Annotated in this window: 12 protein-coding genes; 11 read left to right on the forward strand and 1 reads right to left on the reverse strand. The window is 54.6% G+C overall.

Going from position 1 to position 17,030, the window contains the following annotated elements; genetic code table 11:
• Positions 1–29: 29 nt before the first annotated feature.
• The 5 genes from AC0YNV_RS21995 to AC0YNV_RS22015 all read left to right on the forward strand — a co-directional run bounded on the left by AC0YNV_RS21995 (position 30) and on the right by AC0YNV_RS22015 (position 7,114).
• Positions 30–1,646, forward strand: a complete 1,617-nt coding sequence (locus tag AC0YNV_RS21995) for an ABC transporter substrate-binding protein (protein ID WP_475769923.1) — start codon at positions 30–32, stop codon at positions 1,644–1,646.
• Between the two features lie 47 nt (positions 1,647–1,693).
• A complete protein-coding gene (locus AC0YNV_RS22000) occupies positions 1,694–2,641 on the forward strand; it encodes an ABC transporter permease (RefSeq protein WP_210044728.1) in 948 nt (315 codons plus the stop codon).
• Between the two features lie 66 nt (positions 2,642–2,707).
• Positions 2,708–3,607, forward strand: a complete 900-nt coding sequence (locus AC0YNV_RS22005; RefSeq protein ID WP_210044727.1) for an ABC transporter permease — start codon at positions 2,708–2,710, stop codon at positions 3,605–3,607.
• Positions 3,608–3,663: 56 nt separating this feature from the next.
• Positions 3,664–5,817, forward strand: a complete 2,154-nt coding sequence (locus AC0YNV_RS22010) for a dipeptide ABC transporter ATP-binding protein (RefSeq protein WP_475769924.1) — start codon at positions 3,664–3,666, stop codon at positions 5,815–5,817.
• Entirely contained in the window at positions 5,804–7,114 is a 1,311-nt protein-coding gene (locus AC0YNV_RS22015) for an MFS transporter (protein WP_475769925.1), read from the forward strand. The genes AC0YNV_RS22010 and AC0YNV_RS22015 overlap by 14 nt, the downstream gene beginning before the upstream one ends.
• Positions 7,115–7,286: 172 nt before the next feature.
• Here the strand turns inward: AC0YNV_RS22015 and AC0YNV_RS22020 are convergent, their stop codons facing one another.
• Positions 7,287–8,012 carry a hypothetical protein gene (locus tag AC0YNV_RS22020; RefSeq protein ID WP_475769926.1) on the reverse strand — a complete coding sequence of 242 codons (726 nt, stop codon included), beginning with the start codon at positions 8,010–8,012 and terminating at the stop codon, positions 7,287–7,289.
• Between the two features lie 335 nt (positions 8,013–8,347).
• On the opposite strand from AC0YNV_RS22020, the gene AC0YNV_RS22025 reads away from it, so the two are divergent.
• The 6 genes from AC0YNV_RS22025 (at position 8,348) to AC0YNV_RS22050 (ending at position 16,944) form a co-directional block, all read left to right on the forward strand.
• The gene (locus AC0YNV_RS22025) at positions 8,348–9,226 is read left to right on the forward strand and encodes an NAD(P)-dependent oxidoreductase (protein ID WP_475769927.1); all 879 of its coding nucleotides are present in this window, start codon (positions 8,348–8,350) and stop codon (positions 9,224–9,226) included.
• An 18-nt stretch (positions 9,227–9,244) separates the two neighbouring features.
• Entirely contained in the window at positions 9,245–10,516 is a 1,272-nt protein-coding gene (gene larA / locus AC0YNV_RS22030; RefSeq protein WP_475769928.1) for a nickel-dependent lactate racemase, read from the forward strand.
• Positions 10,517–10,665: 149 nt separating this feature from the next.
• The gene (locus AC0YNV_RS22035; protein WP_475769929.1) at positions 10,666–12,969 is read left to right on the forward strand and encodes a helix-turn-helix domain-containing protein; all 2,304 of its coding nucleotides are present in this window, start codon (positions 10,666–10,668) and stop codon (positions 12,967–12,969) included.
• A 409-nt stretch (positions 12,970–13,378) separates the two neighbouring features.
• Positions 13,379–14,239, forward strand: coding sequence for an ABC transporter permease (locus AC0YNV_RS22040; protein ID WP_210044781.1), 861 nt, complete (start codon positions 13,379–13,381; stop codon positions 14,237–14,239).
• Positions 14,240–14,254: 15 nt separating this feature from the next.
• Positions 14,255–15,151 (forward strand): carbohydrate ABC transporter permease, encoded by an 897-nt coding sequence (locus AC0YNV_RS22045; protein WP_475769930.1) that lies wholly within the window; start codon positions 14,255–14,257, stop codon positions 15,149–15,151.
• Between the two features lie 125 nt (positions 15,152–15,276).
• On the forward strand, positions 15,277–16,944 hold the full coding sequence (locus tag AC0YNV_RS22050) for a type 2 periplasmic-binding domain-containing protein (protein WP_475769931.1): 1,668 nt from the start codon (positions 15,277–15,279) through the stop codon (positions 16,942–16,944).
• Positions 16,945–17,030 lie beyond the last annotated feature (86 nt).

Here is a 17,030-nt window from a genome sequence, read left to right on the forward strand (position 1 = left end):
AAATGTATGATCACAGGGGGAGAAACCATATGAAAAGACAATGGAAGCTGAATCTCGGCATTTGGATTGCTTTTGTACTTCTGTTATCTGCTTGCTCCAACAGCGCAAATCCATCTGCGGACAATGCGCCGCCCGCCGATGCCGCCGCTGCGGGGAATGAAGCAAGCGGGAATGCCGATACCGCCTCGGCGGCGGCCGGTCAGCCCAAGGTGCTCAAGGTCCGGTTCTACGATGATCCCGCGGGATTTGATCCGGCCAATATTTTCCGCATCGAGAACGAGAACATCGCCTTTAATATTTTCAGCGGGCTGACCAGCTACGCGTCCGATACCGGGGAAATCATACCGGATCTCGCGGAATCGTGGGAGACCGAAGGCAACCAAGTCTGGACCTTCAAGCTGCGGCAGGGTGTGCAGTGGCAGAAGGACTATGGGGAATTCACCTCCGCCGACGTGCTGTATTCGTACAACCGGATTCTCGATCCGGCCACCGCTTCGCCATACGCTGCCGAGTTCAATAACGTGGACAGCATCGAAGCGCCTGATAAATACACCGTGGTGATCAAGCTCAAAACGCCGGACGGCAACTTCCTGCATCAGGTGGCGAACTATCATCAGGGACAGATCGTGAAGAAGGAAGCCATCGAGAAATTCGGCGATCAGGTCAAATGGAATCCGGTCGGAACCGGGCCGTTCGAAGTGGAGAAAATCGATCCAAGCTCGGAAATCATCCTCGTCCGCCATGAAGGCTATTATCAGGGCCCGGCGCCGATTCAGAAAATTATCTTCAGCATCATCAAGGATGAAGCGACAGCCAACATCGCGCTTCAGAACGGCGAGATCGATGTTATTATGCGCGCCAACCGCGAGGAGAATCTGGATATTCTGGAGAAAGCCGGCTTCAAATTGAATCATGTGGACAATTATGCGGTTTCATTGAAAGTCTTCAATCTGGACAATCCCATACTGTCCAACCTGAAGGTCCGTCAGGCCTGGGCCTATGCTGTTGACTTCGATGCTATCTCTGAAGGCGTATCCCCCCGGCTGCAGAAGGGAGCCAAGAGCATCCTGCTGGACTGGATGGAGGGCTACAGCGAGAACGCGACGCAGTACAGCTATGACCCGGAGAAAGCCAAGCAGCTGCTGGCGGAAGCCGGTTACCCGGACGGCTTTACGATCAAGCAGGACGGCACTTCGGCGACAGGGGTTACCGAGCAGATGCAGCTGGAGCAGGAATACCTCAAGGCCGTCGGCATCAATCTGGAATTTGATCTGGTCGACACGCCGACCTACAACGAGAAGCGCAACAGCGGGGATTTCGATGTATCCGGACGGCTGCTGCCAGCGGTGAACCCGGACACGATTTTGTTCAGCTACCTGCATCCCGACAATATTGCTCCCAAGGGGCTGAACGGCGCCCGTTACAACAATCCCGAGCTGACGCAGAAGCTTGAAGCTGCCCGTGCCGAGACGGATTCGGCGAAACGGCTGAAGCTGTATGAAGAGGTGCAGCAGATTGTTATGAACGACCTGCCCTACCTGCCGACATACGCAAGCAATGTCTATTGGCCGAGCAAGGCGAACATTGAGGGCATTGTCATCAACAAGCTGGCGCAGGTCAATTTCTACGGCGTTGATATCAAATAACGGGCAACTCCATTTTTGATAAAGCACGATAGTGGAGGTGAAACGCGATGCTGAGCTATACGATGAAACGGATTTTGCAGCTGGTTGTCACCATGTTTGGCGTCGTAACGCTTGTATTCTTCGCCATCCGCATGATCCCGGGCGATCCTGCGGCGGCGATGGCCGGCGATAACCTGTCCGGCGCCGCGCTTGAAGAATTCCGCCAGAGGCTGGGGCTTGACGCCCCCCTCTGGCAGCAGTACACGGATTATCTTCTCAGTGTGGTCCGCTTCGACTTTGGCAGCACGATTACCACATCCTTGCCGATTGCGGGTCTCATGTTCAAGGCGCTGCCAATTACGCTTATGGTTGCGGGACTGACGGTACTGCTTGCGGTTGTGCTGGCCATACCGCTTGGAACGCTGGCTGCATTTCTGGCGAACAAAGGCAGGAAAACGCTCGATAACGCCATCACCTGGACGGCGATGATCGTCGATCTGATGCCGGCCTTCTGGACGGCTCTTCTCTTGATGCTGTTCCTGTCTCTTAATCTGGGGCTGCTTCCGGCAAGCGGAGCGGTTTCCTTCGACGATCCGGCGCTTATGCTGAGGCGCATTGCGCTGCCCGTTATCGTGCTGGCCATTTCCCAGGTCGCGACGCTTGCGCGCATCACGCGGACAGCTGTGCTTGAAGTGCTGAACGAGGACTATGTCCGTACCGCGCGTTCGCTTGGAATGTCCGAGATTGTGGTCGTGTTCCGCCATGCGCTCAAGAACGCCATGCTCCCGATCATTACCGTCGTCGGACTGAGCTTCGGCAATCTGCTTAACGGCACCGTCATCGTTGAATTTATTTTCTCCATTCCGGGCATCGGCACACTGCTGGTTTACGGCATCAACAGCCGCGATTACCCGCTTGTGCAAAATGTCATTTTATTCTACGCGTTCGTCTTTGTCGCCATCAATTTCATTACGGATATGGTCTACAAAAAGGTTGATCCGCGCGTCCAGTTCTAAAGCCGGCTTGAGCCACAATGAAACGAAAAAAGTACCCCGTGAAGTAAACGTTAGGAGTGATGAAACGTGGAACAAGATGCTGTAGTCAGTGCGGCCCGGCAGCCGGTTGCAGCGGCACCGCCGCGAACCCGGATCCAGCTCCCTTATTTGCGCTTTCTCTATGTCAACAAAAATGCCAAATGGGCGATGATCATCCTGCTGCCCATTCTGCTGTTGACCTTTCTGGCGCCGGTGCTTCCGCTGCCTGCGCCGCTTGTGAGCAATATCCGGGTAAGCCTGAACCCTCCATCGCTGGATCATCCATTCGGCACCGACAAGCTGGGCCGCGATGTCCTCAGCCGTACGCTGTCCGGCATCCAGGTATCGCTGCTTGTCGGCTTCACGGTCGCGCTGATCGCTCTGGTGTTCGGCATTGTGCTTGGCACCATTTCCGGATTTTTCGGAAAAGCTGCCGACCGCATCATTATGGGAGTCGTCGATATTTTCCTGGCGTTCCCGTCGCTGCTGCTCGCAATCGGCCTGGTTGCGATACTTGGCGCGGGAACGGTGCCGGTCATCTGTGCGATTGCGCTGGCCGACGTGCCGCGCTTTATCCGGCTGCAGCGGTCGCTCGTGCTGAGTCTGAAATCCCGGACCTTCATCGACGCCGCCCGAACGGTGCAGGCTCCCCAGCTGTGGCTGATGGCCAAGCATATTGTGCCCAACACCATCGCTCCGCTGCTCGTCGCCGCCAGTATTGCCGCCGCCAACGCCATTCTGATCGAAGCGAGCCTGAGCTTCCTGGGTCTGGGTATTCTGCCCCCCGAGCCGTCGCTGGGCAACATAATCAAGGATGGCCAGATGTATCTGCAGCAGGCATGGTGGATTTCCACGCTGCCTGGAGTCGTTATTCTGCTAATCGCCATTTCCCTTCACTTCCTGTCCGACGGCATTCGCGAAGCGCTTGATCCAAGAGCCCGCAAGTAGCTGTTTACATTCGGTATGCTGCGATGACTTCAACCATGTAAAAGGAGCTGACAGCCATGAATAACGGGGCAGCAGCGGGTACGCTAAACCGCCCAAGCGACATTACGGCTTCACCTTCTCAGCCCTTGCTGCAGGTCCGCGACCTGCACACCCATTTCTTCACCAACTCCGGCGTCGTGAAAGCGGTCAACGGCGTCAGCTTCGAGCTTCAGCGCGGAGAACGGCTGGCGATCGTTGGCGAAAGCGGCTCCGGCAAAAGCGCAATGGCCATGTCGCTCATTCAACTCATCTCCTATCCCGGCAAGCTTGTGTCCGGCAGCGTGCAGCTGGATGGCAGGGAGCTCGTCGGCTTAGGCGAGCCGGAGCTCAACAAGCTTAGAGGCAGCGCCATCGGAACCGTATTCCAGGACCCGATGTCCTCGCTGGACCCTGTCATGCGCATTGAAGACCAGATGATGATGCCCATCCGCATGCATCTGAAGCTTGGACCCAAAGAAGCGCGCAGCCATGCGGTGGATCTTCTGAGCCGGGTGGGAATCCCCGATGCGGCCAAACGGATTTCCTCCTATCCGTTTGAAATGAGCGGCGGCATGCGGCAGCGGATCATGATTGCGATGGCGCTCTCCTGCAATCCGAAGCTGATATTGGCCGATGAGCCGACAACGGCGCTGGACGTGACGATCCAGGCGCAAATCGTCGAGCTGCTGAAGACGCTGACGGAAACGACCGGCAGCGCGATGATGTTTATTACGCATGATCTTGGACTTGTCGCCCGGTTTGCTCAGAAGGTCGCGGTCATGTATGCGGGCAAAATCGTCGAATTCGGCACGGTCGGCGAAATCTTCAGCTCGCCCAGGCATCCGTATACCCAAAGCCTGCTGATGACCATTCCGAGCATCAGCGGCGAGAAGCGGAGGCGGCTTCTCCAAATCCAGGGCTTTCCGCCGGATATGAAGCTTCCTGTCAAGGGCTGCTCCTACAAGGAGCGCTGCCCCGCCGCGTCGGAGCGCTGTTACCTGGATGCGCCGGAATTGATGCCCCGTCAGGGCCAGCAGACAGCAGCCTGCTGGCTGGAGGAAGGGCTTATGACCGAAGGATATGAGAGCATCACCGCCATGCTCAGCAGGGGGGAGAAGCCTGCGCCTGCCGATAAGGCGGCTGCACCGACGGCAGCGGCTGCTGCAGATTCCGGATCCATGAATGCTGTCATTCGCGGCGAAGCGGAACCCGTCAGCGGAGCTATGACCGTCGAAGCAGCCCCAGGCGATACAGCTTCTGCAGCTGCTTCCGATGTTGTGCTGGAAATTACCGACTTGCATAAGCATTTCACCAAAACCTCGATGCTGCCGTGGAAGAAGGATTCGGAAATCCGGGCCGTCAACGGCATCAGCTTCAAGCTGCAGCGCGGCGAGACCATCGGGATCGTGGGGGAAAGCGGCTGCGGCAAAAGCACGACCGCCCGCATGCTGCTGCAGCTGGATGAACCGACAAGCGGCCGGATCGACAGGAACGGCAGTATCCAGATCGTGTTTCAGGATCCGTATTCTTCCTTCAATCCGAAGATGAAAATCGCGGATATTATTGCCGAACCGCTGCATGTCCGCAAGATCGGCACACGCGAGGAGCGGAAGCAGCGGGTAAGGGAACTGATTCTGAAGGTAGGGCTGGACCCGTCTTATCTCGACAGATACCCGAACCAGCTGAGCGGCGGGCAGCGCCAGCGTGTCGGCGTCGCCAGGGCGCTCTCGCTGAACCCTTCCGTCGTGGTGGCCGATGAACCGACCTCGGCGCTCGACGTGTCCGTGCGCGCACAGATCATCAACCTTCTGTGCGATTTGAAGGAAGAACTGGGCCTGAGCTTCGTATTTATTTCACATGATCTGTCCACCGTCCGCTATATTTCCGATACGATTGCGGTGATGTATCTGGGCGAGATTGTGGAATACGGCCCGGCGGAGGAGATATTCGTCAGCCCGGCGCATCCGTATACGCAGGCGCTGCTTGCCGCCGTGCCGGTCCCCGATCCGGAAATTGAAGGAGCCAGAAGCATCGAGCTGCTCAAAGGGGAGCTGCCAAGTCCCGCCAATCCGCCGTCGGGATGCGCCTTCAGCTCCCGGTGTCCGCATGCGACCGATGTGTGCACCTCGGCCAAGCCGAAGCTGAAAGGACATATGCAGCGCCGGGAGGTCGCCTGCCATGCTGTCTCCTGAGTTTTACCGGAAATTCGGCATCTATGGCGGGGGACTCTTCTTCACGATTACGGGAATGGCGCAGCCGTTCTTTACGCTTTATGCGCAGGAAATTGGCGCCTCGACCGCAGCGATCGGCTTCATGGTGACGCTGCGGTCGCTGCTTCCCATCTTCATCGCTATGCCGATCGGCCAGCTCATCGATTCCATCGGACCCATCCAGATGCTCAAATACGGCAGCGTGCTGCTCATTTTATCGCTATTCATCAATATGATGGCTACGGGCTTGTGGATGCTGAGCCTGTCGCAGATTTTCATGGGCGCATGCGTCATCATCATGGCTTCCTCCTTTCAGGTGCTGGTATCGGAGGGGGAGAAAACAGAGCGGAACGAGAGCATCAAGAAATACTCCATGTGGATGTCGGGCGGCGGGATGCTGGGTCCGCTTATCGGCGGCGGACTGACTTCCCTCTTCGCCAATGCCCTGTTCGGCTACAAGTTTTCCTTCGGGGTGGCCTGCGCCGCCTCTCTTCTCTTCTTCATTGTGCTGATGGCCGCAGCCAGAGGTTACCGGAATACGTCCTATGACGGAGCCGCGCACCCCAAAGAGCTGCTCAAGATAAAAGGCATCGCCGACAGCTATGCGAGCGGCTTCCATTTGACCAAAATCCGCTCCGTCCAGTTCGGACTGATCGGAACGTTTCTCATTATGTACATTCAGTCGCTGTATATGAGTTTTATGCCGATTTATCTGAATGAGCTGGGCTACACGACCCTGCTGATTTCTATCATTATTTCAATCAATGGACTGGCTGGCATGCTGTCGCGCTACGGTCTCGGCTGGCTGATGGCCAGGACGCATATGGAGCGGATTCTGCTGATCGCCGGTCTGACCGCTGCTGTCTGTGTCGTGTTTACGCCGCTTGCCGGTTTTCATATCGCGGGAGTGATTATATTAGTTCTCGTAATGGGCGGTGCGGTAGGCATCAATCTGCCTGTCAGCATTATGATTGTGGTTAACGATACGAAGGATTCCGACCGCGGCAAAATCATGGGGCTGCGGCTGATTATGAACCGCTTCTCGCAAATTCTAAGTCCCGCGATGTTCGGGGTGCTCGGCCAGTGGTTCGGCTTGACGATCGCCTTCTACGCCGGCGGGGGTTTCCTGGTTGCGACAATGCTCGGCTTCTCCGCCTATACCTCGATGAAGTGGAAGCTGCGGACGCGCGGCTCTGATAATAAAGGGACGGCAATCAGCAAGGAGCGCGCGAGCGGCCACGCGCCGCCCGCGGAGGAGGTCAAACCGGTTGGCATGTAAAGACGGTCCCGTCCAAATTGAGCGGATATACCCGTCCTGATGCTTTAATGCTGCAACGCTTTAAATAAACGCCCGGAAAGCAGCCCCCTGTCAGGCTTCGCTTCCGGGCGTTTTAGCGAAATCCAGAAGTCCGGTGATGAACAGGCGCAGCCAGATTTTTTTCACTGGACTGCTAGCGGACGGCAGAAGAGGCATAGAACCAATTCCAGATCATATTCATCGTCTTCGCGAGATTCGATACGGCGCCTCTCCCCGCTCTGGGGGAGAAATAGTTCGGCGATTGTCCTTCCACATCCAGCATGGCGACATTGTCTGGCGCGTAATAGCGGCGCCCTTTCTCCTGCGAGTTATACAGCAGGCCGGGGTATCGGTGCGAGGCGAAGCGGTACTTGGCATGGGACCAGCTCCCCTGCCAGGCCAGGGGATCGCCTTCCAGCCACGCTCCCTTCTTGACGATGTAGCCGACTCTCCCCTGAAAATGTCTGCCGATCGGCACCTTTGGCGATCCCACCTGGGCAATGAAGCGGATATCGCAGCCATCCTGCTCCAGCAGCTCGGCGGCATGATAGGCCGCGGCTCCTCCGATGCCATAGCCGATAAGCAGAATGGGATCGCGTGCGCCAAGCGTCCGCACAAGCGTTCTGACCTGCTGTCCCCCGGCAGATTGCTGCACCTGCTCGGGATAGAGCCGGACATCCCGGCGCGCGGACCGGATCTGTCTCATGGTGCTGTTATGCTCGCCGCCATAAGGAAACAGAATGCGAATGGTCACATTCAGATTCTCCTGCCCGAACCGGTTGCGCAGCGCATCCGCGAGCGGCCGGAACACCGGCTCCGCCGTACGAATGCCCGCCACCAGATAGATATTCACCCGTTTAAGCTCAGACAATTCGGCCATATGTAAGACTCCCTTCCGCCATCGCCTATCTGTTCTATGTCCTTTCGACAATGCGGCAAGCGTATCCTGCAAGGAATATCCCCCGTTTAACGATGGCGGGCCAGGGAGGGGATTAGTCTTGGCGTTCGCGCGTCTATTTCGCACTGCGAATTAGCTGCCAGCTCGCGGTGCGGAGCCGCAAGATGGCGGTAGACAATATGCCGGACAGGCATGGCCGCTTCTTGCCATCCCCTCCGGAGAGCGGTATAAATAAGCTAGCGCAAATATTTTCTGTTTATTGCCGGGACGGAATTGTTTACAATGAAGCCAAGTACGAATAAGCGGGAGGAATAATAATGAGCTCAAATCAGGTTAAGCCAGCCATCGGTTTTATCGGGATCGGCGTGATGGGGAAAAGCATTGTACGCAATTTAATGAAAGCCGGTTATTCGCTGCATGTGTACAGCCGGACCAAGTCCAAGGCGGAGGACATCCTGGAGGAAGGCGCCCGTTGGCATGATAATCCGGCGGAATTGGCGCAGCATTCCGATGTGGTGATGACGATGCTGGGCTACCCGCATGATGTCGAAGAAGTTTACTACGGCGAACAGGGGCTGCTGAAGCACGCCAAGCCGGGCACGGTGCTGGTGGACTTGACCACCTCAAGTCCGGAGCTGGCCAAGCGGCTAGAGGAATCTGCCCGCGGGCAGGCGTGCTTCAGTCTGGATGCCCCCGTATCGGGCGGAGATATCGGCGCGCGTGAAGCCCGGCTGTCCATTATGGTCGGCGGTGAAGAAGAGGTATTCCAGCGCATCAGTCCTATTTTCGAAGCGATCGGCACGAATATTGTGTACCAGGGATCGGCGGGCTCGGGACAGCATACGAAGATGTGCAACCAGATCGCGATTGCCTCCAACATGCTCGGGGTGACCGAGGCCATCCGTTATGCGGAGAAGGCGGGGCTTGATCCCGATACCGTTCTGAAAAGCATCGGAAGCGGAGCGGCAGGCAGCTGGTCGCTCAGCAATTTGGCGCCACGGATGATTAAGGGAGACTTCGATCCGGGCTTTTATGTGAAGCATTTTATCAAGGATATGGGGATCGCCCTGGAATCGGCGGAAGCGATGGGATTGCAGGCGCATGGCCTCAGCCTTGCCAAGTCGCTGTATGAGCGGCTGGCCGCATCCGGCGAGGAGAACAGCGGGACGCAGGCACTCTATAAATTATATGAATAGTTCAGGGGGCGAAAGAAAATGAGAGCGGAGCTGCTTTACGGCAAAAGTGGATTGAGCATCGAGGTCCCGGACCATGCGGTCATTATTGAGCCGGCGGCCCAGGCTGGACTTGCCGATGAGAAGGGAGCCGTGACGGAGGCGCTGCGCAGACCGGAAGGTCTGGCACCCCTCCGGGAGCTGGTCCGGCCAACTGACCGGATTGCCATCGTAATCAGTGACATCACAAGACCTACCCCCAATGAGAAGCTGATTCCCTGGATACTGGAGGAGTTGTCCTTTGTACCGGAGGCGCAGTTCGTCATTATCAACGGAACGGGAACCCACCGGGACCAGACCCGCGAGGAGTTTGTCCGGATGCTGGGGGAGGATGTGGTGAACCGGATCCGGATCATCAATCATCACTGCCATGAGAAGGAGGAGCTGACCCATGTCGGTACGAGCTCCTTCGGCTGTGAGGTATGGCTGAACAAGGAATATGTGGAGGCTGATTTTCGAATTGTAACCGGTTTCATAGAGCCGCACTTCTTTGCCGGATTTTCCGGAGGGCCCAAGGGCATTATGCCGGGAATAGCCGGTATCGAAACGATAATGACCTTTCATAACGCGAGAATGATCGGCGATCCCCGGTCGACATGGGGCAATATGGTCCAAAATCCGCTGCAGGAAATGACGTCGGAGGTAAACCGGATGTGCCCGCCGCATTTTATGCTGAATGTTACGTTGAACAAGGAGAAGGCGATTACCGCGGTGTTCGCCGGCGAGCTGTTCGCTGCCCACGCAATAGGCTGCGCCTATGTGACGGAGCACACGATGGTGCCGGTCAAGGAGCGCTTCGATGTGGTCATCACCTCCAATTCCGGCTATCCGCTCGATCAGAATTTATACCAGGCGGTCAAGGGGATGAGCGCCGCCCACAAAATCGTCAAGCAGGGGGGAACCATCATCTGTGCGGCGGAATGCTCCGACGGGATTCCGTCTCATGGGAACTACGCCGATATCCTGCGGATGCGTCCAACGCCCCGGGAGATCCTGGACATGATTAATGATCCCAAGTTCCGTCTGTTCGATCAATGGCAGGTGCAGAAGCAGGCGGTCATTCAAGTCTGGGCCGATATTATAGTATACTCGACACTGTCTGAAGAGGATGTGCGGGCTGCCATGATGACCCCGACGGACAGCGTGGATGCCGCCCTGCAGGGCTTGACGGCTAAATACGGCAAGGAGATGACGGTAGCCGTGATGCCGCAGGGGCCGCTGACCATTCCTTTCGTGCAGGGAGAGCAGGCCTAATAAGCAAAAGGCTTAAATTGCCATCCTGAGTTCACAAAAACAAGAAACATGGAAGCGTAAAATCGTTTATGATTAAAGGAACTAACTTCAGCGCATTCAAGCTGTCAACTTGAATGCGCTGTCATTATTGGAAGGGAGAAAGCGGGCTGGTGCTTAAGCATTCAAGAATATTTCGCAGATTTCTGATTTCTTATATTGTCATTCTGATAATTCCAAGTGCGGCCGGCTATATGTCCTATCGCACTTCCATCAATGTTACGCAGTCGATATCCATCGATAACAGCGTCATGCAGCTTCAGAAGAGCAAGGAGATTCTGGAGCGCAGAATGGCTGAGGTCGAGGGCTACACGAGACAGCTGGCTTTGAACCAGGACCTGAACGTCTTGATGAATGAGGATATGAAGGGCGACAAGACGAATGTATACGGCGTATGGAAGGTCATGCGGGACGTGATGGCGGTCAGCCAGACCAATGATTTCCTGCAGCATTTTTTCATTTATCTGAAAAACTACAATGCGATCCTGACGCTGGGTTCGTCCTATTTTCGGCCGGAATACTACTATGAGACCTCTCATTATAACGATATGTCTCTGGAGGAATGGAAGAAGACGGTGCTCGGGGAAACGCATCGAAGTCAGATCATGCCGCTTCGCTCCTATATGGATAACGGCGCGCAGACCTCCGTCATCTCCTATATGCAATCGCTGCCACTGGACAGCTTCAGCGACTCTTCGCCGGCGACCGTGGTGATTACCATTGACCAGAAGCTGATCAACAGCCTGCTGTCAGGCGTGACTGAGCGGTATAACGGCTGGTCTCATATCAGCGATGCGGATGGACAGACGATCAGCATACAAGGGATCAAGGAGCAGGAAATCGACGCTTTAGCGGCGGATCCCAAGTTCGATGAATCCAAGGTCAGTCAATTCTATGATGACGATCTGGTCGTCACGATCCGTTCCAAAACAAACGGCTGGGTCTATCAGGCGGGAATCCCCCGGCATGTTCTGATGGAGAATGCCAACAAGATCAAGCTTATTACCTGGTGGGTCACCGGCATTGCGCTGGTCGTCGGGCTGCTGGTCGGGCTGCTGCTCTCGTACCGCAACAGCGCGCCGATCAACCGGCTGCTGGGGGTCATGAAGGAGAATTTCGGCAAGGATGAAGTTCCGGCAGGCCGCAACGAATATGATTTTCTGCAGGGAAATATATCCAATATGCTGATCAACAACAAGCGTCTGGAGACCGAGCTTAGCCGCCAGATGCCCCTGGTCAGGGACGCTTTTCTCAAACGGCTGATCGCCGGCGAATTTCAATCGCGGGAGGAAATTATCGCTGCGGCCGGGCAGGCAGACACCGGTCTGAGCATGAACAGCGGCTATGCCGGCATTCTGCAGATTCACGGCTACTCCGGCATGGACAGCGTGGAAATCCTGAACGAGCTCAGCGCCGCCAGGCTGCTGCTCAAGCAGGCTCTGCAAGACAGCGGCAGCGATATCCAGATGACGGATCTGGGCTCCGACCGCATGGTGCTTGTTTTCACATCGGGGGAAGAGGAGCCGGGCGAAGAGAGCCGCAGAGCCAAGATCCAGCACCTTTTGGAACAGCTTGCTGACTTCGTGCTTCAGGAATACCGCATTACCGTAACCGTCGCCCTGGGCGATAGCTTTCCTTCCGTCATGGAGGCCAGCCATTCCTTCGAGCAGGCCAAGCAGGCGCTGGAGTATGCGGCCTATATGAACCGGAAAGGGATTTTGTGGTTCAGCGATACCCGGATGGAGAGTGCGACCTATTATTACCCTCTGGATATTGAGCTTCGCCTTATCAGCACGATCAGCAGCGGGGATATCGAGGAAGCCAGGCGGATTGTCGCCTCTGTCATCTCGCAGAATGTGGAGAACAGGGAGCTTTCCATCGATATGAAGCAGCAGCTGATTGAGGAATTGAAGGGAACGCTGCTTAAACTGCTGGATCAGAAGTCCTTCATGGAGTCCGAGGTGTTCGAGAATGTCAAGAACCGGATTATCGGCATTCAGGCCAAGGAAGCGATCGAGCCGGTTACACGCGAGATCGATGGCATTATGGAAGCCCTGTGCGGGGTTATCACAAGCAAGAAGAATGATGTCCACACCAGAACCATCGAGCAGATTACGCTGTACATTGCCAAGACGTACATGGACCCAGATCTGAATCTCTACCGCATTGCCGAGAAGGTGGAGCGCCCCGAGAAATACATCTCCCAGCTGTTCAAGGATGTGACGGGAACGAATTTATCGGATCATCTGGAGAAGGTGCGGATGGATCATGCTGCCGTATTATTAAAGAAGAACGATTACACCGTCGACGATATCGCTTCCCGTGTCGGCTATAACAGCTCGCATTCCTTCCGCAGAGCGTTCAAACGGGTCATGGGAGTCTCCCCAAGCTCATACAGACAATCTGCCGGTGAATGATAATCCCGACTGCCTCGTGCAGCCGGGATTTTTTTCTAACGATTGTGCAGACGAATACATCCTCCTGATGAATGCCCGGTACCTCCCAAATCCCGCTTCGCACAAGGACTTGAATGTCGTTCCCCCTTGATATACAAGGGATTAGAGGACGCTGCTGCGGACAAATGGACCCCCGAAACAAGGAAATCTGTACGCAAAACGACCCAGATGTACCTATTCATTGCCCGGAAAAATCACATACAATCAGTCGTGTAGAAAGCGCTGTCACCTTTCATAAGGCATCGATACATTAGGGGGTATTGTTTTGGATACGGACACACTAACCAATCAAAGGACGCTTCCGCGAAGCGGCAGGGCAGGCTTCGCGGAATCCGCAGGGAAGAGCCTGAAGAAGCATTGGCAGCTGTATATGATCGTGCTTCCGCCGGCTTTGTTCTTCCTTATATTCAAGTATTACCCGATGCTCAACGCGGTTCTTGCCTTTAAGGAATATAACGTAATGAAGGGCATATGGGGCAGCCCGTGGGTCGGATTCGACAATTTCAGACTGTTTTTTGATAATCCGATGTTCTGGACGCTGATCAAGAACACGATTCTCATCAGCGGCTATCAATTGCTCGCCGGATTTCCGATTCCCATTCTGCTGGCACTGGGCCTGAACGAAATACGCGTCGGAAGGTTCAAGCGGCTTGTCCAGCTCGTTTCCTTCGCGCCTTATTTCATCTCTACGGTTGTCATGGTCTCCATCATTATGCTGTTTCTGGCTCCGAGACTTGGTTTTGTCAATATAGCGATGAATGCCATGGGCATGGATTCCATCAATTTCCTCGGCGAACCGGGAATGTTCCGCTCCATCTATGTGTGGTCCGATATCTGGCAGACAGCCGGTTATTCGGCCGTCATCTACCTGGCGGCGCTGGCCGGCATTGATCCCGTGCTGTACGAGGCGGCCAAGGTAGACGGAGCGACGCGCTTCCAGAAGATACTGAATGTGGATCTGCCCGGGATACTGCCCACGATCACGATTGTGCTCATTTTGAATGTGGGAAGCATTATGGCGATAGGTTTCGAGAAGATCTATCTGCTGCAGAATCCGCTTACTACATCCACTTCGGAAATTATTGCGACGTATGTGTATAAGGTCGGGCTGCTTAATGCGAACTACAGCTTTGCGACTGCGGTCGGCTTGTTCAACTCATTCATCAATCTTATTCTGCTGGTAGTCGTCAACGGGATTGCCAAACGGGTATCCAACAACAGTATCTGGTAAAAAGGGAGTGCAGCTATGTCGGCTATGAAAACAGCGATCAGGGATTCAACAGGCGATAAAATATTTTTGACAGCGATTTATGTCGCATTGGCTTTTGTGCTGGTAATTGTCTTATATCCGCTCATCTATATCGTAAGCAGCTCGTTCAGCAGCCCGTCGGCCGTCACATCCGGCCGCGTCTGGCTGTGGCCCGTCGATTTTTCGCTCAAGGGGTACGAGACCTTGTTCCATACCCCGCAAATCATGGAGGGCTATGGCAATTCCCTGTTTTATACGTCAGCGGGAACGGTGATCAGCGTATTGCTGACCATCATGATTGCCTATCCGTTATCGCGCAAAACCTTCTACGGGCGCAATGTGCTCATGATGCTGATTACGTTCACGATGCTTTTCAGCGGCGGCTTGATTCCGACGTACATGGTTGTCAAAGAAATGGGAATGATCGATTCCCGGTGGGCGCTGCTCATTCCGAACGCCATCTGGGTGTGGCAGGTCATTATTACCAGATCATTCTTTCAAGCCTCCATCCCGGATGAGCTGGTGGAGGCCAGCGAAATCGACGGCTGCAGCGATTTGCGCTTCATGCGCAGCGTAGTCGTCCCGCTCTCCAAGCCGATCATTGCCGTGCTCGTGCTGATGTATGCCGTCGGTCAATGGAACGCTTATTTTGACGCTCTGATTTACCTCAAATCTGCGGAGCTGTTCCCGCTGCAGCTGATCCTCAGAAGCATCATCGTGCTGAACAACAGCGCAAGCTCCATGGACGCGATGAAAATGGTCGAGAGACAGCAGCTCGCCGAGCTCCTCAAATATTCGTTGATTGTCGTGGCGACGCTGCCTGTTCTAATCATCTACCCGTTCGTGCAGCGCTTTTTCGTCCAGGGGATGCTGGTGGGTTCGGTTAAGGGATAATAACTGGGGTTTATCCCCATTGATGAAAGGGGTGATTTTTATGTAGTATAGAACCCGAGCCAAAACAACCATAATCATGAGCTTTTAGTATTTTCAGGATACATATTCATAGGGGAGGAAATAAGTTGAAAAAGAGATTGGTAAGCTTAGTCATCATCGTCACGATGGTCAGCATGTTCCTGGCAGCATGCTCGGAGAAGAATAATACAACAGGGACGGCATCCAATGCCGCAGCCGGAGCGGGAACAGGGGAAGCAGGCGCGAAGCCGGTAGAGATCAGCTTATTTGCCCAGCAGGAGCAGGGCACGGATCTCAAGACGAATAAATTTACGCAATTTCTTGAAGAGAAATTCAACGCCAAATTCAACTGGGAGATCATCCCTTACGATGGTGCCAAAGAAAAACGTCAAATCTCCCTTGCCAGCGGAGACTATCCGGAAGCGTATATGCTGACGGCTTACATCGACCAATTCTCGCAAGGCGATGTTCTGAAGTATGGCAAACAGGGCGTGCTTATTCCCTTGAACGATCTGATTGACCAGTATGCGCCTAATATTAAAGCGGCCATGGAAAAATACCCTGATTTGAAAGCGTATAACACAGCGCCTGACGGCAATATTTATGGACTTGTTGCTTTCACCCAATGCTTTCACTGTTCATATCCCAACAAGATGTGGCTGAACAGCAAATGGTTGAAGCAGTTGAACCTGGAAACGCCAAAAACGACCGAGGATTTCAAAAAAGTGTTGGAAGCGTTTAAAAATAATGATCCCAACGGCAACGGCAAAGCGGACGAAGTGCCGCTTAGCGGATCTAAAGAGGATTTCGGCGTTCACGTTATCCCCTATCTGATGAATGGATTCATTTATGACGACGACCGGAATTACCTGAGCCTTGCCAGCGGAAAAGTGGACACGGTGGCTAACAAGCCGGAGTGGAAGGAAGGCCTGGCTTATATTAAATCCCTGTTCGACGAGGGCTTGATCGATCCGGGCGCGTTTACGCAAAATGCCGACACGCTCAAGAAAATCGGCGAGAATGCAGACGCGCAAATTCTGGGTGCGGCGGCAGCCATGCATCCGGCGATCTTCGTGAATACCGATGCGGGCAATAAGAATGGCAGCGATTACGATGCGATTCCTCCGCTGACCGGACCTCATGCTTCCTATGCGACTCATGATGGCGGCGGCGTTTCATCTGGCGCAAAATTCGTCATTACGAACAAGGCCAGCAAGGAAGCGCAAATCGCTTTGATCAAGATGGTTGATTACATGTTCACGCCGGAAGGCGAAACCAATGCATCAAACGGCATGAAGGGCATCGGCTGGAAGGATCCGGTAGAAGGCGAGCAGGCGCTGGGCAAGGATGTGAAGCCTCAATTTACGCTGATTCCTGCGGTAGAGGGAGCCGCTCCTTCCAATGCGGGCTGGAGCGGCATGGGACATTTCTACCAGCCCAAAGAATACCGTGACAGCTTCGTACAAGGCACGGATATTTATGCGCCGGACGGTTATGAACGCAGACTGTACAATGCGACGCTGCTGTACGAAGGCAAGGAGCCGAAGGAGCTCTTCCCGATTTGGGCACTGTGGGTAGATGCGGCGGATGCGGATGAAGCGAGCATTCTGCAGACGAACATCAAGAGCTATGTCGATCAGAGCGCGCTTCAGTTCATTACCGGCAACAAGGATCTGGACAAAGACTGGGATTCCTATGTCAAAGGGCTGGAAGATTTGAAGGTCGGCCGTTATCTGGAAATCATGCAAAAGGCGTATGACGCTTCATTTAAATAAGCTTTCATTTGCGGAGCGGGGGCTTTGTTTCAATATGAAGCCTCTGCTTCCATGATCACATCCCATATGATATCCTTTAAATCGTA

The organism is Paenibacillus sp. JT31N11 (genome assembly GCF_056269285.1).

What these genes read in the sequence shown, in the direction of transcription:
- AC0YNV_RS21995 (WP_475769923.1), top strand. Translation starts at nt 30, where the DNA reads ATGAAAAGACAATGGAAGCTGAATCTCGGCATTTGGATTGCTTTTGTA.
- AC0YNV_RS22000 (WP_210044728.1), top strand. Translation starts at nt 1,694, where the DNA reads ATGCTGAGCTATACGATGAAACGGATTTTGCAGCTGGTTGTCACCATG.
- AC0YNV_RS22010 (WP_475769924.1), top strand. Translation starts at nt 3,664, where the DNA reads ATGAATAACGGGGCAGCAGCGGGTACGCTAAACCGCCCAAGCGACATT.
- AC0YNV_RS22015 (WP_475769925.1), top strand. Translation starts at nt 5,804, where the DNA reads ATGCTGTCTCCTGAGTTTTACCGGAAATTCGGCATCTATGGCGGGGGA.
- AC0YNV_RS22020 (WP_475769926.1), bottom strand. Translation starts at nt 8,012, where the DNA reads ATGGCCGAATTGTCTGAGCTTAAACGGGTGAATATCTATCTGGTGGCG.
- AC0YNV_RS22025 (WP_475769927.1), top strand. Translation starts at nt 8,348, where the DNA reads ATGAGCTCAAATCAGGTTAAGCCAGCCATCGGTTTTATCGGGATCGGC.
- larA (WP_475769928.1), top strand. Translation starts at nt 9,245, where the DNA reads ATGAGAGCGGAGCTGCTTTACGGCAAAAGTGGATTGAGCATCGAGGTC.
- AC0YNV_RS22040 (WP_210044781.1), top strand. Translation starts at nt 13,379, where the DNA reads ATGATCGTGCTTCCGCCGGCTTTGTTCTTCCTTATATTCAAGTATTAC.
- AC0YNV_RS22045 (WP_475769930.1), top strand. Translation starts at nt 14,255, where the DNA reads ATGTCGGCTATGAAAACAGCGATCAGGGATTCAACAGGCGATAAAATA.